Source organism: Janthinobacterium sp. SUN120, assembly GCF_030397735.1.
In the GTDB taxonomy this organism is placed as follows: Bacteria; Pseudomonadota; Gammaproteobacteria; order Burkholderiales; family Burkholderiaceae_D; genus Janthinobacterium; species Janthinobacterium kumbetense.
This window is the reverse complement of the sequence record NZ_JAPUBW010000002.1, coordinates 358,743-383,030: the sequence shown is the minus strand read 5'-3', so window position 1 is coordinate 383,030 and position 24,288 is coordinate 358,743. Positions and strand designations below refer to the sequence as shown.

Here is a 24,288-nt window from a genome sequence, read left to right as displayed (position 1 = left end):
AATGAAGCCGGTAATTGCACTAGTAGGTCGACCCAATGTTGGGAAATCGACTTTATTCAATCGTCTGACTCGCTCGCGCGATGCGCTGGTGGCGGATTTGCCTGGGTTGACGCGCGATCGTCACTATGGCGAAGGCCGTGTCGGCGAACGTCCCTTCCTGGTCATCGATACGGGTGGTTTCGAACCCGTCGCCAAGGAAGGCATCATGCACCAGATGGCACTGCAGACCAAGCAGGCCGTGGCCGAGGCCGACGTGGTGGTATTCATCGTGGACGGCCGTCAGGGCCTGACCCCGCATGACAAGACCATCGTCGACTTCCTGCGCAAGAGCGGCCGCCCGGTCTTGCTGGTGGTCAACAAAAGCGAAGGCATGCGCTACACGGCCGTCGTGTCCGAATTCTATGAGTTGGGCATGGGCGATCCGTATGCGATCTCGTCGGCGCACGGCGACGGCGTCAACGACCTCGTCGAAGTGATGCTGGACCTGGCGTTCGCGCAGCGTCCGGATGAGCCTGAAGAGCTGGAAAAGACCGACCGCGGCATCAAGATCGCCCTCGTCGGCCGTCCGAACGTGGGCAAGTCGACCTTGATCAACACCCTGCTGGGTGAAGAGCGCGTGATCGCCTTCGACATGCCGGGCACGACGCGCGATTCGATCGAAATCCCGTTCGAGCGCGACGGCCAGCAATACACCTTGATCGACACGGCCGGTATCCGCCGCCGCGGCAAGGTGTTTGAAGCGATCGAGAAATTCTCGGTGGTGAAAACCCTGCAGTCGATTTCCGAAGCCAACGTGGTCGTGCTGATGCTTGACGCACAGCAAGATATTTCCGAACAGGATGCGCATATCGCCGGCTTTATCCTGGAATCGGGCCGCGCGCTGGTCGTGGCCGTGAATAAATGGGATGGCTTGCAATCGCACCAGCGCGACGAAATCAAGATCGATATCGACCGCAAGCTCGATTTCCTGTCGTTCGCGCAGATGCATTTCATTTCCGCGCTGAAGGGCACCAACATCGGTCCGTTGATGAAATCGCTCAACGCCGCGTATGCAGCCGCCATGTGCGACCTGTCGACGCCGAAGCTGACGCGCGCCCTGATCGAGGCCGTGGAGAAGCAGGAACCGCGCCGCAAGGGCTCGATTCGTCCGAAGCTGCGTTATGCCCACCAGGGCGGCATGAACCCGCCTGTGATCGTCATTCACGGCAATGCGCTCGACGCCGTCGGCGATCCTTACAAACGCTATCTGGAAAAACATTTCCGCGATACGTTTGCGCTGGTCGGCACGCCGCTGCGTATCGAATTGCGCACGGGTAAAAACCCGTTCGCACGCACGCCAAGCAAGTAAAATTAAGTGCATATTAAGGCGCCGCAGAGATAATGCGGCGCCGACAGCCAATTCAATGGCTTTTGCACGGAAATAATAAAGTGTTAATGCGCCATGCGCGACAGCGATCGCGAAAACAGGTTACAGTAGCTATGACGCATCTTTCTTTCTTTGAAAGGTGTGAGAGCACTTGAAATCAAGCGAGTCGCCTCCAATTCTTACACAACAACATAAACAACGGAGCTGTTATGAGCAACAAAGGGCAACTGTTACAAGACCCATTCCTCAATGCATTACGCAAAGAGCATGTTCCTGTCTCGATCTACCTGGTCAATGGCATTAAATTGCAGGGCCATATCGAATCGTTCGATCAATATGTCGTATTGCTGCGCAATACGGTGACACAGATGGTGTACAAGCATGCCATCTCGACAGTGGTGCCGGCCCGTGCCGTCAATCTCAATATTGAATCTGAAGCGGAGTAAAGCGTTGAGCTTGACGGCCCAGCGCCTTTCACCCTCCATCGCCCCCGTCCGCGCCAGCGGCGCTGATGCGTTTGCATCGGCGTCGGCGTCCGCCACAACTCATCAGTTGCCATCATGCGCGCGGCACTAGTCGGGGTTGACTTCGGTCACAGCGACTTCGCCGCCAGCATGGAGGAACTCATGCTGTTGTCGCGTTCGGCTGGCGCCGACCCGATTTCCGCCATCACGGCCAAGCGTTCCAGTCCGGATTCCGCGTATTTCGTCGGCAGCGGCAAGGTCGATGAAATTGGCGACGTCGTCGTCAACGATGGCCTGGAAATCGTCATCTTCAACCACGCCCTCTCGCCAGCACAGCAGCGCAATCTGGAAAAGCGCCTGAATGTGCGCGTGCTCGACCGTACCAGCCTGATCCTCGACATCTTCGCGCAGCGCGCCAAGAGCCACGAGGGCAAGCTGCAAGTCGAACTGGCCCAGCTGCAGCATCTGGCCACGCGCCTGATCCGCGGCTGGACCCACCTTGAGCGGCAAAAGGGCGGTATCGGCTTGCGCGGTCCCGGCGAGACGCAGCTCGAGACCGACCGCCGGCTGATCGGCGACCGCGTCAAGGCCTTGCGCGCGCGCCTGGAAAAGCTGCACAAGCAGCGCGAAACGCAGCGCCGCGCGCGCGGCCGCAATCACACATTTTCCGTGTCCCTGGTCGGCTATACCAATGCCGGCAAGTCGACGCTGTTCAATGCCGTGACCAAGGCCGGCGTGTACGTCGCCGACCAGTTGTTCGCCACCCTCGACACCACCTCGCGCCGGGTTTACCTGGGCCAGGAAGTGGGCAATGTGGTGATCTCCGACACGGTCGGCTTCGTGCGCGAATTGCCGCATCAGCTGGTGGCGGCCTTCCGCGCCACGCTCGAAGAAACCATCCATGCCGATTTGCTGCTGCACGTCGTCGACGCCGCGTCGCCGGTGCGCATGGAGCAGATCGAGCAGGTCAACCTGGTCTTGAAAGAGATCGGCGCCGATCACATTCCGCAAATCCTCGTGTGGAACAAGATCGATGCGGCCGGGCTGGAGCCTTCGGTGGAGCGCGATGAATATGCTACGATCAGTCGCGTGTTCGTCAGTGCGCAGAAGGGCAGCGGGCTCGACCTGCTGCGCGATGCGATTGTCGAGATGGCCAGGAAGGCGCCCGGTTCGGCCCACCTGTATCAGAGCGATGAAGCACTGCAGGAAGATCAGTTTGACGGTCAGTACGACCAGCACGATGGCGCCGCCCCGGACCAGGACGAAGAGCCTGGCGAGGACGATAGGATTTCCACCCACTCCCAAGTCGGAACACGATAGTTATGCTTGTCTCCCTACTCAAAAAAACAGGCTTGAAGTTGTCCCTGAACGATCCCCGCTGGGGCAATCGCAAGGACGACGGCAAGAAAGCCCAAGAAGGCAAAAAGCCCGGCGAAGGTCCGCCGGACCTCGATCAGTTGTGGCGCGATTTCAATCAGCGCCTGAACGCCTTTTTCGGACAGAAGAACCGTCCCGACAACGGCGGCAATAACAACGGTGGCGGCGGTGGTCCGCGTCCCGACATGAAGGGTGCCGGCATCACCGCCGGCGTGGTCGGCGTGATCGCCGTCTTCATCTGGCTTGCCAGCGGCGCCTTCATCGTGCAAGAGGGCCAGAACGGCGTCGTCCTCACGTTCGGCAAATACAGCCACACCACGCCGGCCGGTTTCAACTGGCGCTGGCCGTACCCGTTCCAGACTGACGAAACCGTCAACGTGTCGCAGGTGCGCACGGTGGAAGTGGGTTACCGCCAGTCGCTGCGCAACAAGCAGGCCAGCGAATCGCTGATGCTGACGGACGATGAAAACATCATCGACATCCAGTTCGCGGTGCAATACACCTTGAAAGACCCCGTCGCGTGGCTGTTCAACACGCGCGACCAGGAAGATACCTTGCGCCAGGTCGCCGAAACGGCGATCCGCGAAGTGGTCGGCCGCAGCAAGATGGACTTCGTGCTGTATGAAGGCCGCGAAAAAGTGGCGTACGATACGCAGCAGCTGATGCAGCAGATCCTCGACCGCTACAAGGTCGGCGCCGTCATCACCAACGTGACGATGCAGGCCGTGCAGCCGCCGGAGCAGGTGCAAGCCGCCTTCGACGATGCCGTCAAGGCAGGCCAGGACCGCGAACGCCAGAAGAATGAAGGCCAGGCATACGCCAACGACGTCATTCCAAAAGCCCGCGGCGCCGCATTCCGCCTGATGGAGGAAGCTGCCGCGTACAGCGCGATGGTGACCGAGAACGCCGCCGGTAATGCCTCGCGCTTCAAGCAGGTGCTGGTCGAGTACCAGAAGGCGCCGGTCGTCACGCGCGACCGCATGTACCTCGAGACGATGCAGCAAGTGTTCAGCAGTGCCAGCAAGGTCATGGTCGACGCGAAGACGGGCAGCAATCTGCTGTACCTGCCGCTCGACAAGCTGATCGCCCAGACGGCTGCCACCGACGCTGCCGCTGCCGCCGCCCGTGCTGCCGCGACACCCGCAGCCAATACCGTTTTGCCACAGGAAGCCATGCCGACAGTAGAAGTCAATACGCGCCGCGACAGCCGCTCTTCGCGTGAACGGGAGAGCCGCTAATGAACCGTATCGTAGCCGCCCTGATCGCGGGCTTTATCGCGATCATGCTCTTGTCCTCGACCGTGTTCGTGGTCGACCAGCGTAAGTATGCGGTCGTCTTCGCCCTCGGCGAAGTCAAGGAAGTCATCAGCACGCCGGGCCTGTATTTCAAGCTGCCGCCGCCGTTCCAGAACGTGCTGTACCTGGACAAGCGCATCCTGACCCTGGATACGCCGGAGCCGGAACGCTTCATTACGGCCGAGAAGAAGAACATCCTCGTCGACGCGTATGTGAAATGGCGCATCGCCGATCCACGGCTGTATTTCCGCAGCTTTGGCGGCGATGAAAAGCCGGCCCGCAACCGCATGTCGCAAATCGTCAAGGCGGCGCTGAACGATGAAATCACCAAGCGCACCGTGCGCGAAGTGATCTCGGGCCAGCGCGGCAAGGTGATGGAAGCGATCCTGGCGAAGGTTTCGGCGGAAGCGAAGGCCATCGGCGTGGAAATCGTCGACGTGCGCCTGAAACGCGTCGACTACGTCGAGCAGATCAACAACTCCGTGTACGAGCGCATGAAGTCCGAGCGCGTGCGCGTGGCCAATGAGCTGCGTTCGACCGGTTCGGCTGACTCCGAGAAAATCCGCGCCGACGCCGACAAGCAGCGCACGGTGATCCTGGCCGAAGCGTATCGCGAAGCCGAGAAGATCCGCGGCGAGGGCGATGCCAAGGCGTCGCAGATCTATGCGGAAGCGTTTGGCAAGAATCCGGAGTTCTACAAGTTCTACCGTAGCCTGGAAGCCTACCGCGCCACGTTCAAGGACAAGGGCGACGTGATGGTGGTCGATCCGAGTTCGGAATTCTTCAAGTACTTCAAGGGTGGCGGCGCAGCCGGTCCGGCCAAGAAGTAAGGCAGCATCGAGACTGCTCCCGGCCGCAAGGTCGGGTGCGGCAGCAGCGGGGCCGGCGTGAATGCCGGCCCCGTTTTTTTGTGCCCGGCATGCTGTTGCGGGAAGGCGTAAAATGCGGTGTTTTTAGGGCTGTGCGGCAGCGTTTCGGACAACTTATCCCTAAAGGCCCGTGTTTTCGCGTAAAATATCAGGTTCGGCCTCTTGCCTGGCGCGCCCGCCGCTGCCTCGCATGATGCATTTTTTCAACTTTCTTCCGTATCTCGCTCCCTCATGCCGAATTGGCTTTTGCCCGAAAATATTGCCGATGTTCTGCCGTCGGAAGCGCGCAAGATCGAAGAGCTGCGCCGCCTCATGCTGGATAATTTCCGTCTGTACGGATATGAACTGGTCATGCCGCCGCTGCTCGAGTATCTGGAATCGCTGATGACTGGCGCTGGCAAGGATACCGACCTGCGCACGTTCAAACTGGTCGACCAGCTGTCGGGCCGCATGCTCGGCCTGCGCGCCGACATGACGACGCAAGTGGCGCGCATCGACGCCCACCTGCTCAACCGTGCCACCGTCACCCGCCTGTGCTACGCCGGCAGCGTGCTGCATACCCGTCCGTCGGGCCTGCACGCTACCCGCGAACCGCTGCAGATCGGCGCCGAGATCTATGGCCACGCCGGCCTGGAAGCGGATGCCGAGATCCAGGAACTGGCGCTCGCTTCGCTGGCACTGGCCGGTTTCGACGCGGTCCGCCTGGATTTGTCGCACGTCGGCCTGTTGCGCGCTATCATTGCGCAAGACGCCGCTGCCGTGCGCGACGAGGCTGCGCTGTACACCCTGCTGCGCGCGAAGGATGCGCCGGGCTTGCGCGCCCTGACGGCCGGCTACGACGCCGTGACGCGCGATGCGCTGCTGGCCTTGCCGAACCTGTATGGCGATATCGACGTGCTGGCGCGTGCGCGCGAAGTGCTGCCGCCGCTGCCGGGCGTGCTCAAGGCGCTGGCCGAACTGGCCGCGCTGGCAGGCTCTGCGCTGGGCCGCGCCGAAGTGGCGATCGACCTGGCCGACCTGCGCGGCTACCAATATGAAAGTGGCGCGATGTTTGCGCTGTATGTACCTGGCTTGCCGAACGCGGTTGCGCGCGGCGGCCGTTATGACCACGTCGGCGAAGCGTTCGGCCGGGCTCGTCCCGCGACCGGCTTCTCGCTCGATTTGCGCGAACTGGCGCGCCTGTTGCCGACCGCGGAACGGAAGCATTCGATCCGCGCGCCGTGGGGCAGCGCGCCAGAATTGAAGGAAAAAATCGCCGAGTTGCGCAAGGCGGGCGAGGTCGTGATCCAGAGTATGCCGGGTCACAGTAATGAACAAGACGAGTTCGAGTGCGATCGCGTGCTGGTACTTGCCGATAATGGTAGTAGCTGGATTCTTAAAAACTTAGGTTGAGTGATGTCAAAGAAAATTATGGCAAAGAACGTTGTTGTCATCGGCACCCAATGGGGCGATGAAGGTAAAGGCAAGATCGTCGATTGGTTGACCGATCACGCCCAGGGTGTGGTGCGCTTCCAGGGCGGCCACAATGCAGGCCACACGCTGGTCATCGGCGGCGTGAAAACCGCGCTGCAGCTGATCCCGTCGGGCATCATGCGCCCAGGCGTCGCCTGCTACATCGGTAACGGCGTGGTCGTTTCCGTGCCGGACGTGCTGCGCGAAATCGACAAGCTCGAAGCCGTCGGCGTCGAAGTCGCCTCGCGCCTGAAAGTGTCGGACGCCGCACCGGTGATCCTGCCTTACCACTCGGCACTCGACCTGGCCCGCGAAGCTGCGCGCGGCGCGGCCAAGATCGGCACCACAGGCAAGGGCATCGGCCCGGCCTACGAAGACAAGGTGGCGCGCCGCGCCATCCGCGTCGCCGACTTGCTGAACGAAGCCCGTTTCGCCGAAAAACTGGCGGAAAACCTCGATTATCACAACTTCGTGCTGGAGCACTACCTGAAGGCTCCGCGCATCGATTACCAGAAGACCCTCGACGACGCGCTGGCCTATGTGCCGCGTCTGCGTCCGATGGTCACCGACGTGTCGAGCGCGCTGTACAAGGCGCACAAGGCTGGCGCGAACCTGCTGTTCGAAGGCGCGCAAGGTTCCCTGCTCGACGTCGACCACGGCACCTATCCGTTCGTCACCTCGTCGAACTGCGTGGCCGGCAATGCCGCCGCCGGTTCGGGCGTCGGTCCTGGCATGCTGCACTACATCATGGGCATCACCAAGGCGTACACGACGCGTGTCGGTTCCGGCCCGTTCCCTTCGGAACTGCCAACGGATGCGGGCGTCGGCCACCACCTGGCGCAAGTCGGCCATGAATTCGGCACCGTGACGGGCCGCGCCCGTCGCTGCGGCTGGTTCGACGCCGCCTTACTGCGCCGCTCCGTGCAGATCAACGGCGTGACGGGCATGTGCCTGACCAAGCTGGACGTGCTGGACGGTATCGAAACCTTGAAACTGTGCACCGGCTACACCATTGACGGCGTGGCCACGGACATCTTCCCATCGGGCGCTGAAGAAGCCGCCCGTTGCGTACCGGTGTACGAAGAGATGCCAGGCTGGACGGAAAGCACGGTCGGCGCGAAATCGCTGGCGGCCCTGCCGGCAACGGCCCGCGCTTACATCAAGCGCATCGAAGAACTGGTCGGCGTGCCGGTGGACATGGTTTCGACCGGTCCGGATCGTGAAGAAACGATCGTGCTGCGCCACCCATTCGAGTAAGCTGCTGGACACAATCCGCCGCAAGGCGGATTTTTTTAATCACGCTAATAATAAGATTCCACTATCATGACTACCCCACAATCGAACGATCAACATCTCTGGGTCAACTGGGAAGAATACCACCGCCTGATCGAGCGCCTGGCGCTCAAGGTCTACGAATCGGGCTGGAAATTCGACCAGGTACTGTGCCTGGCGCGCGGCGGCGTGCGTCCCGGCGACGTGTTCTCGCGCATTTTTGATTTGCCGCTGGCCATCCTGTCGACCAGCTCCTACCGCGAAGACGCGGGCACGGTGCGCGGCGACCTCGATATCGCCAAGTACATGACCATGACCAAGGGCCCGCTGGCTGGCCGCATCCTGCTGGTCGACGACCTGGCCGATTCCGGCGTCACCCTGGATAAAGTCACGCGTCACCTGAAGGAAAACTTCCCTGACGTGACCGAAGTCAAATCGGCCGTGATCTGGCTGAAAGGCTGCTCCGTCGTGCGTCCCGACTACTTCCTGGACGAATTGCCGCACAATCCATGGATCCACCAGCCGTTCGAAGACTACGACGGCCTGCGCCCGCACCAGCTGGCGGCGTGGATCAAGAAGGGCGAAGCAGGCAAGTAATTGTGCGTGCACTCTTGCTAAAAAAAGACGATCGTGTATCGTCTTTTTTTTCGTCCAAGGAAATGCCATGACCATCTTGCACACGGCGCGCCTGCGCCTCGAACCCGTCACCGAGAAGCATTACGACGCCATGCACGCCATGAACTCGGATACCGAAGTGATGACTTACCTCAATGCGGGCCAGCCGGAGACGGAGGAACATACACGTGCTGCCGTTGCCCGCATCATGGGGCGCTGGGTCGAGTGGGGCTATTCGTGGTGGGCCTTGATCCGCACCGAAGATGAGGTGCTGGTGGGGCTGGCCTGCCTGCAGCATATCGGCGGCGACAAGGCGCAGCCGCACGAAATCGGCTGGCGCCTGACGCGGGCCGGCTGGGGCAAGGGCTACGCCAGCGAGGCGGCCAATGCCATCGTTGCGCATGCTTTCGACGTCGTCGGCGCGCCCGAAGTGGTGGCCGTGGCCCACCCGGACAATGCCGCCTCGATCAAGGTCATGACGCGCCTGGGCATGCAGTACGTGGGCATGGAGCGCCATTACGACCTCGATAGCGTCGTGTACCGGCTGGTGCGCCCATGACGGCAAGGCTGAAGCCCCTGAAGCTGGGCTGCAGCTATGGCGTGCGCTTTTCGCCCGATGGCACGCGACTGGCCGTGCTGGGACGCGACCTGGTCCTGTGGGACGTGGCGGCGCGCCAGAAGCTGTGGCGCGGCAAATTCATCGCGCACATGTCGGACATGGCTTTTTCGCCCGACGGCAGCCGGCTGGCCATCAAGAGTACGACGGGCCAGATGGTGGTGGTGGATGCCCTCGCTGGCCAGTTGCTGCTGAACTTACAGAACAAGAAGGAGGGCGAAGGCTGCGGTCCCGCGTGGTCGCCTTGCGGGCAGTATCTTGCCGACGGCGGCTGGGATGGCCGCCTGCGGGTGCGCGACGCGCAAACGGGCGAGGTGCTCTTCACGCAGGCGCACCCGGGCGAGATGCTGCGCGGCATGTGGGCTATCGATGGCGGACGGCGTTTGCTGCTCCTGCATGGCGTCAAATCGGTGGAAGAGGGGCAAGTGCAGCCGCCCGACTATTGCAGCGTGTGGGACTGGCCGCTGCAGGCGGGCGCCGGCCGCGTGGTGCTGTCGCTGCCGAAGCTGGCGTCGTGCGCGCCGTCGCCCGATGGCACGCTCCTGGCAGTGCTGCATTACGCTGACGGCCAAGAGTGTCTGTCCGTGCATGCGCTGGACGATGGCCGCCGGCTGGCCACGGTGGCCGTGGAGGCGGGCGGCGGCACGGGCGACGCCTTGCGCTGGCTGCCCGACGGCGGCGCGCTGGGCCGCATCGGCAAGGGCAAGCTGCTGTTCTACGGCTGGCCGGGACTCGGCGTGCTTGCCGAACACGCCATTGCCTATCCCTGCGCGCTGGACTTCTTGCCTGGCACGCCACTGGCCGCCATCGGCTCCTGGGAGTCCGGCATGCTGACGGATCTGAATCTTCACAAGGAAACCGCATGATTACTTGTTACCTGCGTTACATCATCGACCCATATAAATTGCGGGAATTCGAAGCCTACGGCAAGCTGTGGATACCGCTCGTCGAACGCTTCGGTGGCCAGCATCACGGCTACTTTTTGCCGTCCGAAGGCGCCAGCAACGTGGCGCTGGCCATGTTTTCGTTCCCCAGCCTGGCCCTGTACGAGCAATACCGCAGCGACTCGATGCAGGACGCCGAATGCCAGGCCGCCTTTCGCTATGCGGAAGAGACGCGCTGCATCGTCAGCTACGAGCGCAGTTTTTTCCGTCCCGTGTTTGCCTGAACAGGGTCAATCGCGCTGCGGCGCGCCCAGGGGGAAGAGGTGGCGGTACGGACGTGCCTCCTCCACCGCGCGGGCGAACGAAGGACGGGCCAGCAGGCGCGCGCGGTAGGCGCGCAGCAGGGGCAGCGTTGCGGGAATCGGCTGCGTCCAGTCCGCATAGAACAGCGCGGGGGCGGCGGCGCAGTCGGCCAGGCTGAAGCGGTCGCCGGCGGCCCACGTCCTGCCGTCCAGGTGCTGTTCCAGCCAGGCGTAGGCCAGGTCCAGCTTTTCGCCGGCAAACGCGCGGCCTTCATGGGTCTTTGCCGGATCGCCAGTCAGGGCGGCGCCGACGGCATGCTGCACGGGTGTCATGACGTGCAGGTCGAAGTAGCGGTCGAGAAAACGCACGTCCAGCGCCTGCATCGGGTCGTCCGGCAGCAGGCGCAGCGGACCGGGATGGGCCAGTTGCAGGTATTCGATGATGATGCTGGTCTCGGCGACGTTGCGCTCGCCGTCCACCAGCAGCGGAAACTTGCGCAGTGGCCAGCGCTCGAGCCATTGCTGCAGGTTTTCCGGCATCTCCTGCGCCAGGCAGCGGAAGGCGAACGGGATGGCGTTCTCGTACAGCGCGATGAGTACCTTCTGCGTGTACGAGGAAAAGGGATGGCCGTAGAGGATCAGCGACACGGTGGGAACTCCTGTCATTGTGAAAGGTTGGCAACTCGCGCGTGTGCCAACGATAGTGCAATGACAGGATCAATGCAAGCGGTACGCGCCATTCCCGCTTGCCCGCGTGGCGCGCCCGCCTAGCCGAGGTTCGCCAGGTAGCGCAATCCCGTGATGCTGGGGAAGAAGCAATACACGCCGCCACGCGTGATGACGCTGCGCGAGAAATGCTGCAGTTCGGTATTGCCGCTTCCCTTCGCGCCCACGCCGGGCAAGGTGAAGGAACTGACGGCCGGGTCGTTGATGCCCAGGAACACGTCCTGGCCGCTGATGTTGAACGTGGCATCGCCCGCCTCGGGACCGGCCGGGCCGACGGCCGATTTGACGAAGGCATCGTCATTATTCCATTGCTTCATCAGGAATTCGAACTGATTGCGCAGGCTGGCATTGATGAAATAGCCGACCAGGCCGCGCTGCTCCGCGATGGGTGCTGCCGGATCATATTCGCTGCCGTAGGGCATGGCGCGCCGCACGATGCGGTGGTGGCGGGAGGGGGCGCCCACGACGGCTTCGTCGCGCGGATTGTTGCGCCGGATATGCGCGCCGATCGGGCATTTCAGGCCCAGCGTGTCATCGAGGTCCGGCTGCGCATCGACATAGTGAAAGCGGTTCAGGCTGGCGTCCGGCAGCACGGGCCCGGCCTCGTCCGGCCTGAGCACGAGCGGATTGCCGTTGCGCCAGCGCCCGCACATCTTGGCGGCCACCATTTCGGTCGAGAGCCCGGAACTGGCCGCGCCCTGGCTCAGGATGCTGTCGAATAGCGGCACGTCCTGCTCCAGGATGCGGAAGGCGGCATAACTGCCATTGGTGGACAGTTGCGGCGGCTGCACCGCGTAGGTGCCGCCGTTTTCATTCGGATAGCCGAGCAGGAATTCCCCCGTCTTGACGCTGTTGAGCGGGTCAGGGTCGTGTTCGCGCTTGCGCTGCGGGGCGCCATCGACGTCCGGCTGGGCGATGCTGTCGCGGTAGCCGAAATGCACGCGGTTGTCTGGCAGGGCCACGCCGTCGTGCGCATACAGTTCGCGCCAGCCGGCGGCAAAGGCGCGGCGTAGTGTGGCCGAGGTCGCCTGCAGCACTTCCGTCGATTCGCTGACCCACAGGCTCAGCAGCGCATGCACCTGGCCATGCTGGGTAGCCGGCCCCAGGTTGCCGAGCCAGTGCTCGGGGGCGCTGTCGCCCACGTCGCCCACGGCATTGACGCTGGCCGGATCGGCCGCGCCCCGTTGAAATGCCTGGTCAAAGGTGGCGAGGTCGGTCGCGGCAACGCCCAGCGCCGACAGGCCGGGAGCGGTAAAGCTGAGATTCAGGAAGCAGGGCGGCTTGGGGTGGATGTGCCGCGCCGTGGTAATGGACGGCAAGCCGTCGCTGCCGTCGAGCAGGGCCGCGATGGTGCGCCGTGCCTGCGCCGCATCCGTGATGCTGAAGATGAAATGGCGCGCCAGGTTGACGCGGTAGCCGCGCAGGATCGTGCCTTGCACGTCGTCGTAATCGATGGTGGAATCGGCCATGCTGTCTCCGGGGGCTGGGGTTGTGGCTGGCAGGGTGGTGGGGCCGCTTGCGCAGCCCCGGCGTGGCTTTCGGCTCAGGTTCGGAATGCGGCGATGATTTTCTGGACGGTCTGCGGATAGGCGCTGTACAGGCCGTTATTGGGCACGTGCTGCGCGGCGTCGTTGGCCGTGATGAAGGCTTCAAATGCAGCCACATGGTTAGCCACAGGAATCAGCGCCTTGCCGCCCACGACAAATTGCAGCAGCGCGTCGAATACCTCGCCCAGTTGGCCCACGAAATCTTCGATGTAGTCGTTGAAGTTGCCGTCATACTCGGTGATCACGCCGATGACCAGGCTATCGGAAGTGCCCGCCGATTGAATGTTGGGCAGCAGATTGGGCTGGGAGCGGTCAAGCAGGGTGAAGCGGGCAAAGTGCACGGTACCGATAGTGGTAAGGGCGGCATTGATCTTCGGTTGGTATTCCAGCAATGTTGCGGCGATGGCGGTCGGATTGGTGCCGGGCAGCGCCGGCATCATTAAGCACAGTGGATTTGCCATGGGAGGCTCCTCATTACGTGGTTGTCGGGACGACCGACACTACGCCGCGGCACCTGCTGCGTCAAAAACTATATTTTTGCATCTGTTGCTAAATACACACTGTTGCATCATGGTAAATGATGGGAAATGCGATCTCATGTGGATAGTTGCCGAGCCTGGTCAGCGCTGGCGGGCACTCTGCCGCCAGGCTGTTCCGGCCTGTTTCTGGAAGCGCAAGTGGCACCGCCGGCAAGCCGGCTTCCGTCGCCATTATTTTTGCCGGATGGGGTGCTGACGCTCCCGATTGCCACGCTTCAATCCTCGGCCTGGAATTCGCTGGCCGAGACGAACAGATCCCACGAGGCGATGAACAGGGCCGCCACCACGGGGCCGATGACAAAGCCGTTCAGGCCGAACAGGGCCATGCCGCCCACGGTCGACAGCAGCACCACGTAGTCGGGCATCTTGGTGTCCTTGCCCACCAAAACGGGGCGCAGCACGTTGTCGACCAGGCCGATGACGAAGACGCCGAAGGCGGCCAGGCCCGCGCCTTGCCAGATGGCGCCCGTGGCGAGGAAGTAGACGGCAACGGGCGCCCAGACGAGGGCGGCGCCGACGGCCGGCAGCAGCGACAGGAAGGCCATCAGCACGGCCCACAGCAGGGGCGCGGGCACGTCGAGGAACCAGAATGCCAGGCCGCCGAGGGCGCCCTGGGCAATCGCCACGAGGATGTTGCCCTTCACCGTGGCGCGGATCACCGTGGTGAAATTGGTGAACAGGCGTTGCTTGTATTTGCGGCTCAGCGGCACGGCACCCTTGATGCGGGCCGACAGGGCCGAGCCATCGCGCATCAGGAAAAACAGCAGGTACAGCATGATGCACAAGCTGGTGAGGAATTCGAAGGTGTACAGACCCACATTGATGGCTTTCACCGCCACCACCTGGCTCACTTGCGTGGCGCCCTCGGCCAGCTTGTCCTGCAGGCTGGCCAGGCTGGTCAGGTTGAAGCGGTCGAGCAAGTTGATCAGCCATTGCGGCAGCACCGCCATGATCTTATCGAAGAACATGGCGACCGTGATTTCACCCGAACGTACCATTTCCACGACGCTGGCCGCCTGGTTCACCAGCGACACGGAAATGAGCGACAGCGGCAGGATCACGATGACGATGATCAACAGCAAGGTGAGCAGCGACGCCACGCCGGCGCGGCCCCGGGTTTTTCGCAGTAGCCAGCGGTACACGGGCGCGAACAGGATCGCCAGGACGACGCCCCAGAAGATGGCGCCCGCATAGGGCGCCAGTATCCAGCCGAAGCCGATGGTGACGACGCTCAGGAGGAGCAAGAACACTTTCTGGTGCAGCGTGAGGGTAGGCATGGGCGGTGGCGCAATGATCGGGGTTGAGTTGCCCCATCATAAGCGAGGCGTGCTGCGGCGCGCCATACAATTATCATGCTGCGTGCGCGAACGCACCTGGCGCTGCGGGCTGGCAACGCGGTGGCGGCAATTCCAGTAAGCTGTCGTTCCAGGCGTTCCATCCCGGGCGCCTCTGACTACTTTAGGAACGCGCGTGCTTGACCCCATTCACTTTTATGAACCCGCACAGGGCCATGGCTTGCCGCATGACCCGTTCAACGCCATCGTGGGGCCGCGGCCCATCGGCTGGATCGCCTCGCGCAGCGGCGAGGGCGTGCTGAACCTGGCGCCGTACAGCTTTTTCAACGCCTTCAATTACCATCCGCCGCTGATCGGATTTTCCAGCATTGGCCGCAAGGATACCTTGCGCAATATCGAACAAACGGGCGAATTCGTGTGGAACCTGGCGACGCGTCCGCTGGCCGAGGCGATGAATGCCAGCTGCGCGCCGGCGCCGCCCGAAGTCGACGAATTCGCGCTGGCCGGCCTGACGCCGGCCGCCTCGCGCCTCGTCAACGTGCCGCGCGTGGCCGAAAGCCCCGTCTCCTTCGAATGCCGGCGCACGCAGATCATCGAACTGCAAGGCGTCAAGGGAGATGGTGTCGGCAGCTGGCTGGTGCTGGGGGAAGTGGTGGGCGTGCATATCGCGCGCCACCTGTTGACCGATGGCGTGTACGACACGGCCGCCGCCGCGCCGATATTGCGCGGCGGCGGTCCGGCCGATTATTTCGAGATCGGACCGGACAGCCTGTTCCACATGCGCCGGCCCAGTTATCCCTGAAGGGGCGAGGCGGGGCGCTGTTGCTGCATGACGCAATGGCATGCGCGACCGGCCAGCCCCCACGCATGGCGTGACATTTACTTGCCCAGGATCGACGCCACGTTGTCGGTGCCCGGTGCGCCGAACAGTTGCTGCTTGAGGATGTGCAGCTGGTCGCGCACCTGCGCCGCCTTTTCGAATTCCAGGTTCTTGGCGTGGTCGACCATCAGTTTTTCCAGGCGCTTGATTTCCTTGCTGACCTGCTTTTCGCTCATGGCTTCGAACTTCGCCGCTTCCTGCGCCACTTGTAGGGTTTCGCGCGCTTCCTGCGGACTGTAGACGCCGTCGATCATTTCGCGGATCGATTTCTTCACGCCGATCGGGATGATGTTGTTGGCCGTATTGAAGGCGATCTGCTTGGCGCGGCGGCGCTCCGTCTCGTCGATGGCGCGGCGCATGGAGTCCGTGATGCGGTCGCCATACAAAATCGCCGTGCCGTTCAGGTTGCGCGCGGCGCGGCCGATGGTCTGGATCAGGCTGCGCTCGGAGCGCAGGAAGCCTTCCTTGTCCGCATCGAGGATGGCCACCAGCGACACTTCCGGCAAGTCCAGGCCCTCGCGCAGCAGGTTGATCCCTACCAGCACGTCGAAGGTGCCCAGGCGCAGGTCGCGCAGGATTTCCACGCGTTCCACCGTCTCGATGTCGCTGTGCAGGTAGCGCACCTTGATGCCATGGTCGCCCAGGTATTCCGTCAACTGCTCCGACATGCGCTTGGTCAAAGTCGTCACCAGCACGCGCTCATCCTTCTTGATGCGCTCGACGATTTCCGACATCAGGTCGTCCACCTGGCTGCTGGCGGGGCGCACGATGATCTGCGGGTCGACCAGGCCCGTCGGGCGCACCACCTGCTCGACCACCTGGTCGGAATGCGTCTTTTCGTATTCGGCCGGGGTGGCCGAGACGAACACGGTCTGGCGCATCTTTTGCTCGAATTCCTCGAATTTCAAGGGCCGGTTGTCCAGCGCCGACGGCAGGCGGAAGCCGTAGTCGACCAGGTTGGTCTTGCGCGAGCGGTCGCCGTTGTACATGGCGCTCAGCTGGCCCGTCAGCACGTGCGATTCGTCGAGGAACATCAAGGCGTCGGGCGGCAGGTAGTCGACCAGGGTGGGCGGCGGTTCGCCCGGCAGCGCGCCGCTCAAATGGCGCGAATAGTTCTCGATACCCTTGGTGAAACCGATTTCCGCCATCATTTCCAGGTCGAAGCGCGTGCGCTGTTCCAGCCGCTGCTCCTCGATCAGTTTATTTTCCTTGCGGAAGAACTCGAGGCGCTCGCGCAGCTCGTCCTTGATGGTTTCCACGGCGCGCAGCACGGTGGAGCGGGGCGTCACATAGTGCGAACCCGGATACACAGTGAAGCGGGGGATCTTTTGCCGTACGCGGCCCGTCAGCGGGTCGAACAGCTGGATCGATTCGATCTCGTCGTCGAACATTTCCAGGCGCACGGCCAGTTCCGCATGCTCGGCGGGGAAGATGTCGATGGTGTCGCCGCGCACGCGGAAGGTGCCGCGGCCGAAGTCGACTTCGTTGCGCGTGTACTGCATCTGGATCAGGCGCGCGATGACGTCGCGCTGCGCGACCCTGTCCTTGACGCGCAGGGTCAAAATCATCTGGTGGTATTCGTTCGGGTTACCGATACCGTAGATGGCCGAGACGGTGGCGACGATGATGACGTCGCGCCGTTCCATCAGCGACTTGGTGCACGACAGGCGCATCTGCTCGATATGTTCGTTGATCGACGAATCCTTTTCGATGAACAGGTCGCGCTGCGGCACGTAGGCTTCGGGCTGGTAGTAATCGTAGTAGCTGACGAAGTATTCGACCGCGTTTTGCGGGAAAAAGTCGCGGAACTCGCTGTACAGCTGCGCCGCCAGCGTCTTGTTCGGCGCGAAGACGATGGCGGGCCGGCCCATGCGCGCGATGACGTTGGCCATGGTATAGGTCTTGCCCGAACCGGTCACGCCCAGCAGGGTCTGGAAGGCCAGTCCGTCGGCAATCCCCTCGGATAATTGGGCGATCGCCGTGGGCTGATCGCCGGCCGGAGGGAAGGGCTGGTGCAGCTTGAAGGGGGAGTCCGGGAAAGAGATAATTGCGCTTTCCGCCTCGCTGGCGGTAGATAATTCGGGCATGTGAATCAGACCTTTGTTAGAATAGTGCTCTGCTGGCGGCCCTGGCGTTGTATTTTGGGGCGCTGTCTACAACTCCGCTGTGAACCTGCTTCCAATCGAATCCAATCTTATCATGACGAACCCAACTGTTTCTGCCAGTCTGTTTAGCGCCATCGAGATGGCCCCACGCGACCCGATCCTGGGCATCACCGAAGCATTTAACGCGGACCAGAATCCCGCCAAAATCAATCTGGGCGTCGGCGTCTATTATGACGACAACGGCAAAGTGCCTCTGTTAGCTTGCGTACGCAAGGCGGAAGCCATCCTGATCGAACAGGCCGCCCCACGCACCTATCTGCCGATCGAAGGCCTCGCCGCCTACGACAAGGCTGTGCAAGAACTCGTATTTGGCGCCGATAGCGCCGTAATTCAAGAGCGCCGCGCCGTGACCGTGCAAGCCATCGGCGGCACGGGCGCGTTGAAGATCGGTGCCGACTTCCTGCAGCGCTTCGCGCCGGGTGCCCAGGTCTACATCAGCGACCCAAGCTGGGAAAATCACCGCGCGCTGTTCGAGAACGCCGGTTTCGTCGTGAATAACTACACGTATTACGATGCCGCCACCCATGGCGTGAACTTCGACGGCATGCTGGCCAGCCTGAACGCCATGCCAGCCGGCTCCATCGTCGTGCTGCACGCCTGCTGCCACAACCCGACCGGCGCCGACCTGAGCGTGGCCCAGTGGGATCAGATCATCAGCGTGGTGACCTCGCGCGGCCTGGTGCCGTTCCTGGACATGGCCTATCAAGGCTTCGCCAACGGCATCGCCGAAGACGGCGCCGTGGTGCGCCGCTTCGCCGACGCGGGCGGCCCGCTGCTGGTATCGAACTCGTTCTCGAAATCGTTCTCGCTGTACGGCGAGCGCGTGGGCGCCCTGAGCGTCGTCGCCGCCAGCGCCGACGAAGCGGCACGCCTGCTGTCGCAACTGAAGCGCGTCGTGCGCACCAACTACTCGAACCCGCCGGTACACGGCGGCAAGGTGGTCGCCACCGTCCTGGCCACGCCGGAACTGCGCCAGCTGTGGGAAGAGGAACTGGCCGGCATGCGCGTGCGCATCCGCGAAATGCGCAACGCCTTCGTGGAAAAACTGAAAGCCAAGGCGCCAGGCCACGACTTCGAATTCGTGCGCCAGCAAATCGGCATGTTCTCGTACTCGGGCTTGACCAAGGAGCAGGTGGCGTCGCTGCGCGAGCAATCGATCTACGCCGTCGACACGGGCCGTATCTGCGTGGCAGCATTGAATTCGCGCAATATCGACATCGTTATTGACGCGATCGCCAAAGTGCTTTAAGATCTTGCTTCTTCGGCGCTGCATGCAAGTGCGGCGCTGATGGCGGTAGAAAGTCGGCGATGGCCATGTTTGTGAAGATGCAGTAGCGGTCTTGCAAATATGGAACAAGCGACATATAATATTGCCTCTTTTCCCTGATAGCTCAGTTGGTAGAGCGACGGACTGTTAATCCGCAGGTCCCTGGTTCGAGTCCAGGTCGGGGAGCCAGAATTCGGAAGGCCACGTTGAAAAACGTGGCCTTTTTTGTTTTTGCGCCGCCGGTGCGCAACTTGAGGCAAGATAAGATTTTCCCTATGGAAATCTGGACAGCGCCAAGTTTGGCCTATATAATACGGCCTCTTTTCCCTGATAGCTCAGTTGGTAGAGCGACGGACTGTTAATCCGCAGGTCCCTGGTTCGAGTCCAGGTCGGGGAGCCAGAATTCGGAAGGCCATGTTGAAAAACATGGCCTTTTTTGTTTTCCGGCGCCGCCAGCGGGGCTGGCCTGTGCGTGATCGCGTTTTGCGCTATCCTGAATGCATCACTTCAGGAGCACCTTCCCATGACTTGTACCTCCGCCTTGCGCCACATCGTCCTGTGCGACTTTCTCGATGGCATCACGTCTGCCAAACACGCCGAGCTCGTTTATGAGTTTTCCCAGCTGAAACACCGCATTCCCGGCGTGCGGCAATTCGAATGGGGGCCGAACGTCAGCCCGGAAGGCCTCGATGACGGCTTTACCGATTGCTTTACCCTGACCTTCGATGATGCCGCCGCCCGCGACGGGTACCTGACCCATGCGGCCCACCTGGCCTTTGTCGAGCAGCTCAAGCCATGGCTGGGCCGGGTGCTGGTCTTTGACTACTACCCGCAAGGGCATCCCGGCTGACCGACGGGCAAGGCGCAGCCGGGAAATGTACATTTTTCTCGGGGAAATCTGGACATCGTAAAATTTCCCCTATAGAATGCGGCCTCTTTTCCCTGATAGCTCAGTTGGTAGAGCGACGGACTGTTAATCCGCAGGTCCCTGGTTCGAGTCCAGGTCGGGGAGCCAGAACACGCAGTAGCAGAAAGCCCAGCCTTCACCGGTTGGGCTTTTTGCGTTTCTGGGCCGGCGCAGACGCCCGTGTCGCCTGCTCTTGATCCACCGCATGGACCACCAGGCATCTGGCGCTATGCTGGAAGAGACAAGGCGTTGGCGGCTCTGTCATCGCTTGCAATTTCCGGGAGGGGCTGACATGGATGACATCGCACGCGCCGGACCGGCGACGATCGTGCTCGTGCATGGTGGTTTTGTCGACGGGTCCGGCTGGGAAGGCGTTTACCAGGCATTGCGTGACGAAGGCTGTCACGTTGCCATTGTGCAAAACCCAACGCTATCGCTGGCGGACGACGTGGCCGCGACGGGCCGGGTCATCGCCGCAGTACCGGGTCCCGTGGTCCTGGTCGGTCATTCGTACGGGGGCGCCGTGGTCACGCAAGCGGGGAACGATCCCAGGGTCAAGGCATTGGTCTACATCGCGGCGTTTGTGCCGGATCAAGGGGAGTCTGTCGATTCCTTGCTGAAGAATGCCCCGCCTGGCGCGCCGGTGCCGCCGATCTTGCCGCCGCACGATGGCTTCCTGCTGCTCGACCAGAAAAAATTTGCGGCCGCCTTCGCCGCCGATGTCCCCAGGCACAAGGCCAACTTCATGGCGGCATCGCAAGTGCCCTGGGGGATGGCTGCCTTGACGGGCGTGGTCAGCGCGCCAGCGTGGAGGAGCAAGCCCAGCTGGTACCTGGTCGCGACCGGGGACCAGATGATTGCACCGGCGATGCAGCGCCAGATGTCGGAACGGGCGGGCTCGACGGTGGTCGAAGTTGCCGGCAGCCATGCCATTTACATTTCGCAAGCCCATGCCGTGGCGTCGCTGATCCGCAAGGCCGCGGCGAGCATTGCCGGCGACTAGGCCAGCAGTGTGCCGGCCAGCCTGTCGGCCCCCGAAAAGGGCCCCATGTCATGGGGCGTTGCATCAGGGCTTGGCAGTCGCATCCAAGGTCTTGATGATGGCTTCTTGAAATTGCACCGGTTCATCCTGGTGTATCTGATGCCCGGAATGCTCGAAGAAAAACAAGCCCTTCCTTGGCGCCTTCAAGGTGTCGAAATACGCTTGCGTGATCCTGGTCGAGGTCTGGATATCGTTTTTGCCGACGAAGAAATACACGGGGCAGTCGACGCTCTTCAAGGTCTTGGGCAAATCAATGTTCATGACCTCGTTCCAGACGGGCGACCAGGTCTTTGACCATTGCAGAAAACCCGTCTTGAAACCTTCGCTCGTCGCAAATGCCTTGCCATCCTTGTAGAAAAGCCATTTCCTTAAATAGAACATGCTTTCGTCACTCGCAAACGGAAAACTGATGCTGTTCAGCTCCTGGCTGGCGACGGCATTGTCCTTGAAATGCACTTTCAAGGCTTGCAGCAATTCTTTCTCGCTTTCCAGCTGGCTCACGACCGGATTCGACGCGAAATAGGCATGCAGCAGTTCCGGGTGACGCTTGACGATATCAAAGCCCAGGACGTTGCCCCAGGAACTGCCCAGCAAGTATATTTTGTCCTGCTTTAACTCCTTGCGCAGAAATTGGATGACTTGATACGTGTCCTGCTCCATCTGCCCGACGGACGGCTGCGTGGGGGAGGGATTCAGTTTCAAGGTTTTTCCGGCATCCCGCTGGTCCCATTGCACAATCGTAAATCTGCTTTTCAGGAGATTCGTAAAGGCATCCGCCCCCTTGATCATGGAGCTTCCCGGGCCGCCGGATAAAAACAGCAGCACGGGCTTGTTCGCGTCGTCCGTCTTGATTTCCACCACTTGCTTGATGCCGCCAATATCGGGTGTCAGGGTGGTGGTGACTTCCGCGGAAGCGGGTGTCGCTGCCGCCGTGGCTTGCGCCTTGCATGCGTAGAAGGGAATCAGGGCGGTCAAGAGCACTGCCAATGTCATTTTTTTTATCATGGTGTCAGGGTCGGTTTCAGGTTGCTTGCACCGGCGCATTCTGCGCCGCAGTTGAACAGCTAATTTATCGCATGGTTTCCAGCGGGTACGTCGACATGTCTCCTCGTTAAAAAGTTGTTTTTATGAAAATCATTGACCTTGCCCGGCATGCAGCCGCAACGCTTCCAGCGCCAGATAAGCGGCTTGCAATTGCGCGGCGATGGCGGCCAGGCCGCTTGCCGCGGGCGCGGGCGGATCGCCGTGGTAAGCCGTGCCGTACTTCGCATGCACGCCTCCTTGCGCGCGCATCGCTTGCAACTGCGCCGCTGTGGCGGCGATGCCGAAGCGGGGCAATACATCGCTGAAGAGGATGTCGGGCAATTGCTTATAGTTAATTAACTGCAGCTGGCCTGCCGCCGCATGGGACCGGGCGGCGTCGAACAGGCTGGCCAGCACGAGGCCCGTATAGCCATCGAGATCGCCCGGCGCCAGCTGGTGTGCGGGCAGCGGCAGCTGTGCCGGGTGCAGCATGCCGGGCACCATCTGCGGGCCGCGCTGGCGCTGGTGCGAGGCCAGCACGGCCAGCGGTTCGCGGTAGACGAACAGGCAAGGCGTGCCGGGAAACGCTTGCCGCAGCAAGTCCAGGCTGTGGATGTGCCAGCAGTCGAACTTGATGAAGAAGTGCGTCTGTGCGCCGGAACGGCGCTGGCCCAGGGCCAGGATGGCCTGGCGCAGCAGGGCGATGCTGGCGGCCGGGTCGGCGCTGTCGTGATGCAGGCGCAGCAGCGAGTCGATGATGGGCGGCTCGGACATCACTATGCATTGCGGCAAGGACGCCAACAGCTGGCTCAGCAGGGTCGAGCCGCAGCGCGAGACGTGGAAGATGAAGGCGTCGGGCGCCAGGCCATCGCCGAGCGTCGCCAGCGCCGCCAGCGGTGTGCGGCAGACGCGGCGCTCGCCGTGCGGCTGGCGCGTCAGGGTATTGACAAAGAAGGCGTCGCTGAAGGGTGTTTTTCCCAGCTCGCGCCAGCACATGGCGGCGTCCGCCCATGTTTCGCCCCGCTCCACGTACAGTGGATACCAGCCGCGCAGGTCCATGCCCTCGTGCCACGGCACCGTCTCGCCCCTGGCCAGCAAGCGCTCCTGCTGGGCCAGGCCTGGCGCGGCGCTCACGGCGCGTTCCCGTCGGCCAGGGCAGCCAGCGCGCTGGCCAGCGCCAGGCTGGCGGGCGAGGGCGATAGCCGCAACTGGGCGATGACGGCCCGCACATTGCCATCGTTGATGCTGGGGTCGCCATACTTGTGGGGCGCTTTCGGCACGAAGCCGGCCGAGGCGAACAGCGCTTCGAGCCAGGCATTGCCGATGCAGTCGAGCACGAGGTGGATGCGCGGCGTCGGGCCCCGGTTGTGCACCGCGTGCAGGCAGCTGGCATCCATGTACCAGGCGTGCCCGGCCGTGAAGTGGACGGTCTCGCCATCGATGGTAAACAGCACCTGCGGCGAGGTGTGGATGGGGATATGGATGCGGACCAGGCCATCGGCCAGCGACATGCCGGCGTCGCGGTGCTCGCGGATGAGGGTGCCCGGCGCCAGCGCCATCAGGCGCGCGGCGTGAAGCTCGCATGCGAAGCTGGCAAGCACCTCGCGCAGGCAGGGGCAGCGTGCCAGTTGCGGCGTGGCGGCATAGGCGGGGCCGTTGACGGGCATGATATCGCCGGCTGCTCCGCCGGGCGAGCGCAGCGGTATGCAGCTCCAGCCCGTGTCATAGGCGCCCGTGTTGAAATGGCTGATCCACTCGCCGGCGGCGAACTGGTCGCTGTCACCCTGCATGCGCGCCACGTCGAAGCGCAGCGGCAGTTGCAGCCAGGTGCTGGGGGTATGTTGCGCCGGCACTATGGCGCGCTCCATTCCAGTTGCTCCTGCACCTCGTTTTCCCCGCGCAGGCGAAAGCCCAGCCGCTGGTACAGTGCGCGCGCGGCGGCGTTGCTTTTGTTGACGGCAAGGTGGATCTGCCATTGCTGCGCAGCGGCTTGCGCCTGCAGGCCGCGCAGCACGGCGCTGCCGGCCCCCTGGCCTTGCGCGGCGGGCAGGATGGCGATGTCGACCAGGTGCAGCACCTGATTCCGGCGCTCCAGGATCAGGCGTCCGATGGGCGTGTCGCCGTGCTGCAGCACCAGGTACACGGCGTGCGGATACGCCTGGCGATAGCCGTGGCTTTGCATGCGCTGCTGCATGGCGATCAGCTGTTCGATGACGGCGGGCGCGGCCGGCATCTGGCGCAAGTCGTCGCGCGTGGAGCCGTACAGCGCGGCGGCAAAGCCCTCGTCGTCGTCGCGCTGGACGCGCAACTGGTAGGGGGCGGGCAGGCTGGCGAGGGCGGAAAGCGGCAAGGCGTGCATCGGTGCTCCGGTAGGTGGTTGCGATG

General features: G+C 62.5%; 24 protein-coding genes and 3 tRNA genes. 18 read left to right on the top strand and 9 right to left on the bottom strand.

Features of this window, described 5'->3' with window-relative positions:
* The first annotated feature begins 1 nt into the window (after position 1).
* The 11 genes from der (at position 2) to O0879_RS11440 (ending at position 10,494) form a co-directional block, all read left to right on the top strand.
* Positions 2-1,348, top strand: coding sequence for a ribosome biogenesis GTPase Der (gene der, locus O0879_RS11490; RefSeq protein ID WP_070221915.1), 1,347 nt, complete (start codon positions 2-4; stop codon positions 1,346-1,348).
* Between the two features lie 227 nt (positions 1,349-1,575).
* Positions 1,576-1,812: an RNA chaperone Hfq gene (gene hfq, locus O0879_RS11485; protein ID WP_008450615.1), complete on the top strand. Its 237-nt coding sequence runs from the start codon at positions 1,576-1,578 to the stop codon at positions 1,810-1,812.
* Positions 1,813-1,926: 114 nt separating this feature from the next.
* Positions 1,927-3,150, top strand: coding sequence for a GTPase HflX (gene hflX / locus O0879_RS11480; RefSeq protein WP_289916509.1), 1,224 nt, complete (start codon positions 1,927-1,929; stop codon positions 3,148-3,150).
* Positions 3,151-3,152: 2 nt separating this feature from the next.
* The gene (gene hflK, locus O0879_RS11475) at positions 3,153-4,445 is read left to right on the top strand and encodes an FtsH protease activity modulator HflK (protein ID WP_070254060.1); all 1,293 of its coding nucleotides are present in this window, start codon (positions 3,153-3,155) and stop codon (positions 4,443-4,445) included.
* The gene (hflC, locus tag O0879_RS11470; protein ID WP_099667091.1) at positions 4,445-5,332 is read left to right on the top strand and encodes a protease modulator HflC; all 888 of its coding nucleotides are present in this window, start codon (positions 4,445-4,447) and stop codon (positions 5,330-5,332) included. Before hflK ends, hflC begins: the two co-directional genes overlap by 1 nt.
* Before the next feature lie 270 nt (positions 5,333-5,602).
* Complete coding sequence (locus O0879_RS11465; protein WP_099667092.1) at positions 5,603-6,763, top strand: ATP phosphoribosyltransferase regulatory subunit; 1,161 nt, start codon at positions 5,603-5,605, stop codon at positions 6,761-6,763.
* Between the two features lie 3 nt (positions 6,764-6,766).
* Positions 6,767-8,080: an adenylosuccinate synthase gene (locus O0879_RS11460; RefSeq protein ID WP_086147765.1), complete on the top strand. Its 1,314-nt coding sequence runs from the start codon at positions 6,767-6,769 to the stop codon at positions 8,078-8,080.
* 66 nt (positions 8,081-8,146) lie between these two features.
* Positions 8,147-8,692: a phosphoribosyltransferase family protein gene (locus O0879_RS11455; protein WP_034752020.1), complete on the top strand. Its 546-nt coding sequence runs from the start codon at positions 8,147-8,149 to the stop codon at positions 8,690-8,692.
* Positions 8,693-8,759: 67 nt separating this feature from the next.
* A complete protein-coding gene (locus tag O0879_RS11450; protein WP_289916506.1) occupies positions 8,760-9,269 on the top strand; it encodes a GNAT family N-acetyltransferase in 510 nt (169 codons plus the stop codon).
* Complete coding sequence (locus O0879_RS11445) at positions 9,266-10,192, top strand: hypothetical protein (protein WP_289916504.1); 927 nt, start codon at positions 9,266-9,268, stop codon at positions 10,190-10,192. Before O0879_RS11450 ends, O0879_RS11445 begins: the two co-directional genes overlap by 4 nt.
* Positions 10,189-10,494: an NIPSNAP family protein gene (locus tag O0879_RS11440; RefSeq protein ID WP_034752016.1), complete on the top strand. Its 306-nt coding sequence runs from the start codon at positions 10,189-10,191 to the stop codon at positions 10,492-10,494. Before O0879_RS11445 ends, O0879_RS11440 begins: the two co-directional genes overlap by 4 nt.
* 6 nt (positions 10,495-10,500) lie before the next feature.
* On the opposite strand, the gene O0879_RS11435 is transcribed toward O0879_RS11440, so the two are convergent.
* The 4 genes from O0879_RS11435 to O0879_RS11420 form a co-directional block, all read right to left on the bottom strand.
* On the bottom strand, positions 10,501-11,160 hold the full coding sequence (locus tag O0879_RS11435) for a glutathione S-transferase family protein (protein WP_289916503.1): 660 nt from the start codon (positions 11,158-11,160) through the stop codon (positions 10,501-10,503).
* A gap of 119 nt (positions 11,161-11,279) precedes the next feature.
* Positions 11,280-12,707 (bottom strand): hypothetical protein, encoded by a 1,428-nt coding sequence (locus tag O0879_RS11430; RefSeq protein ID WP_289916501.1) that lies wholly within the window; start codon positions 12,705-12,707, stop codon positions 11,280-11,282.
* A 74-nt stretch (positions 12,708-12,781) separates the two neighbouring features.
* Positions 12,782-13,246 carry a hypothetical protein gene (locus O0879_RS11425; RefSeq protein ID WP_289916498.1) on the bottom strand — a complete coding sequence of 155 codons (465 nt, stop codon included), beginning with the start codon at positions 13,244-13,246 and terminating at the stop codon, positions 12,782-12,784.
* A 293-nt stretch (positions 13,247-13,539) separates the two neighbouring features.
* Positions 13,540-14,601 carry an AI-2E family transporter gene (locus O0879_RS11420; RefSeq protein ID WP_099667099.1) on the bottom strand — a complete coding sequence of 354 codons (1,062 nt, stop codon included), beginning with the start codon at positions 14,599-14,601 and terminating at the stop codon, positions 13,540-13,542.
* A 193-nt stretch (positions 14,602-14,794) separates the two neighbouring features.
* On the opposite strand from O0879_RS11420, the gene O0879_RS11415 reads away from it, so the two are divergent.
* The gene (locus O0879_RS11415; RefSeq protein ID WP_289898499.1) at positions 14,795-15,421 is read left to right on the top strand and encodes a flavin reductase family protein; all 627 of its coding nucleotides are present in this window, start codon (positions 14,795-14,797) and stop codon (positions 15,419-15,421) included.
* Positions 15,422-15,498: 77 nt separating this feature from the next.
* Here O0879_RS11415 and uvrB read toward each other — a convergent pair whose 3' ends face one another.
* Positions 15,499-17,586, bottom strand: coding sequence for an excinuclease ABC subunit UvrB (uvrB, locus tag O0879_RS11410; protein WP_099667101.1), 2,088 nt, complete (start codon positions 17,584-17,586; stop codon positions 15,499-15,501).
* Positions 17,587-17,698: 112 nt separating this feature from the next.
* On the opposite strand from uvrB, the gene O0879_RS11405 reads away from it, so the two are divergent.
* From O0879_RS11405 to O0879_RS11380, 6 genes are all read left to right on the top strand, one after another.
* Positions 17,699-18,913, top strand: a complete 1,215-nt coding sequence (locus O0879_RS11405) for an amino acid aminotransferase (RefSeq protein WP_180278725.1) — start codon at positions 17,699-17,701, stop codon at positions 18,911-18,913.
* A gap of 131 nt (positions 18,914-19,044) precedes the next feature.
* Positions 19,045-19,120, top strand: a tRNA-Asn gene (locus O0879_RS11400).
* Positions 19,121-19,255: 135 nt separating this feature from the next.
* Positions 19,256-19,331, top strand: a tRNA-Asn gene (locus O0879_RS11395).
* 123 nt (positions 19,332-19,454) lie between these two features.
* Positions 19,455-19,781, top strand: coding sequence for a Dabb family protein (locus O0879_RS11390; RefSeq protein ID WP_289916496.1), 327 nt, complete (start codon positions 19,455-19,457; stop codon positions 19,779-19,781).
* Between the two features lie 89 nt (positions 19,782-19,870).
* Positions 19,871-19,946 (top strand) — tRNA-Asn (locus O0879_RS11385).
* A 184-nt stretch (positions 19,947-20,130) separates the two neighbouring features.
* Positions 20,131-20,841 carry an alpha/beta hydrolase gene (locus O0879_RS11380; RefSeq protein WP_289916494.1) on the top strand — a complete coding sequence of 237 codons (711 nt, stop codon included), beginning with the start codon at positions 20,131-20,133 and terminating at the stop codon, positions 20,839-20,841.
* A gap of 63 nt (positions 20,842-20,904) precedes the next feature.
* Here O0879_RS11380 and O0879_RS11375 read toward each other — a convergent pair whose 3' ends face one another.
* From O0879_RS11375 to O0879_RS11360, 4 genes are all read right to left on the bottom strand, one after another.
* Positions 20,905-21,873 carry an alpha/beta hydrolase gene (locus O0879_RS11375; RefSeq protein WP_289916493.1) on the bottom strand — a complete coding sequence of 323 codons (969 nt, stop codon included), beginning with the start codon at positions 21,871-21,873 and terminating at the stop codon, positions 20,905-20,907.
* Between the two features lie 141 nt (positions 21,874-22,014).
* Positions 22,015-23,037 carry a sulfotransferase gene (locus tag O0879_RS11370; protein WP_289916491.1) on the bottom strand — a complete coding sequence of 341 codons (1,023 nt, stop codon included), beginning with the start codon at positions 23,035-23,037 and terminating at the stop codon, positions 22,015-22,017.
* Positions 23,034-23,771, bottom strand: coding sequence for an aspartyl/asparaginyl beta-hydroxylase domain-containing protein (locus tag O0879_RS11365; RefSeq protein ID WP_289916489.1), 738 nt, complete (start codon positions 23,769-23,771; stop codon positions 23,034-23,036). Before O0879_RS11365 ends, O0879_RS11370 begins: the two co-directional genes overlap by 4 nt.
* Positions 23,756-24,262: a GNAT family N-acetyltransferase gene (locus O0879_RS11360; protein WP_289916487.1), complete on the bottom strand. Its 507-nt coding sequence runs from the start codon at positions 24,260-24,262 to the stop codon at positions 23,756-23,758. The genes O0879_RS11365 and O0879_RS11360 overlap by 16 nt, the downstream gene beginning before the upstream one ends.
* Between the last annotated feature and the right edge of the window lie 26 nt (positions 24,263-24,288).

Bases quoted from the DNA above. Each gene is read 5' to 3' on its own strand.
- O0879_RS11465 (WP_099667092.1), top strand. From the start codon at position 5,603: ATGCCGAATTGGCTTTTGCCCGAAAATATTGCCGATGTTCTGCCGTCG.
- uvrB (WP_099667101.1), bottom strand. From the start codon at position 17,586: ATGCCCGAATTATCTACCGCCAGCGAGGCGGAAAGCGCAATTATCTCT.
- hflC (WP_099667091.1), top strand. From the start codon at position 4,445: ATGAACCGTATCGTAGCCGCCCTGATCGCGGGCTTTATCGCGATCATG.
- hflK (WP_070254060.1), top strand. From the start codon at position 3,153: ATGCTTGTCTCCCTACTCAAAAAAACAGGCTTGAAGTTGTCCCTGAAC.
- O0879_RS11455 (WP_034752020.1), top strand. From the start codon at position 8,147: ATGACTACCCCACAATCGAACGATCAACATCTCTGGGTCAACTGGGAA.
- O0879_RS11420 (WP_099667099.1), bottom strand. From the start codon at position 14,601: ATGCCTACCCTCACGCTGCACCAGAAAGTGTTCTTGCTCCTCCTGAGC.
- O0879_RS11365 (WP_289916489.1), bottom strand. From the start codon at position 23,771: ATGGAGCGCGCCATAGTGCCGGCGCAACATACCCCCAGCACCTGGCTG.
- O0879_RS11425 (WP_289916498.1), bottom strand. From the start codon at position 13,246: ATGGCAAATCCACTGTGCTTAATGATGCCGGCGCTGCCCGGCACCAAT.
- O0879_RS11390 (WP_289916496.1), top strand. From the start codon at position 19,455: ATGACTTGTACCTCCGCCTTGCGCCACATCGTCCTGTGCGACTTTCTC.
- O0879_RS11445 (WP_289916504.1), top strand. From the start codon at position 9,266: ATGACGGCAAGGCTGAAGCCCCTGAAGCTGGGCTGCAGCTATGGCGTG.
- O0879_RS11375 (WP_289916493.1), bottom strand. From the start codon at position 21,873: ATGACATTGGCAGTGCTCTTGACCGCCCTGATTCCCTTCTACGCATGC.
- hflX (WP_289916509.1), top strand. From the start codon at position 1,927: ATGCGCGCGGCACTAGTCGGGGTTGACTTCGGTCACAGCGACTTCGCC.
- O0879_RS11450 (WP_289916506.1), top strand. From the start codon at position 8,760: ATGACCATCTTGCACACGGCGCGCCTGCGCCTCGAACCCGTCACCGAG.
- O0879_RS11360 (WP_289916487.1), bottom strand. From the start codon at position 24,262: ATGCACGCCTTGCCGCTTTCCGCCCTCGCCAGCCTGCCCGCCCCCTAC.
- O0879_RS11380 (WP_289916494.1), top strand. From the start codon at position 20,131: ATGGATGACATCGCACGCGCCGGACCGGCGACGATCGTGCTCGTGCAT.
- der (WP_070221915.1), top strand. From the start codon at position 2: ATGAAGCCGGTAATTGCACTAGTAGGTCGACCCAATGTTGGGAAATCG.
- hfq (WP_008450615.1), top strand. From the start codon at position 1,576: ATGAGCAACAAAGGGCAACTGTTACAAGACCCATTCCTCAATGCATTA.
- O0879_RS11460 (WP_086147765.1), top strand. From the start codon at position 6,767: ATGTCAAAGAAAATTATGGCAAAGAACGTTGTTGTCATCGGCACCCAA.
- O0879_RS11430 (WP_289916501.1), bottom strand. From the start codon at position 12,707: ATGGCCGATTCCACCATCGATTACGACGACGTGCAAGGCACGATCCTG.
- O0879_RS11440 (WP_034752016.1), top strand. From the start codon at position 10,189: ATGATTACTTGTTACCTGCGTTACATCATCGACCCATATAAATTGCGG.
- O0879_RS11405 (WP_180278725.1), top strand. From the start codon at position 17,699: ATGACGAACCCAACTGTTTCTGCCAGTCTGTTTAGCGCCATCGAGATG.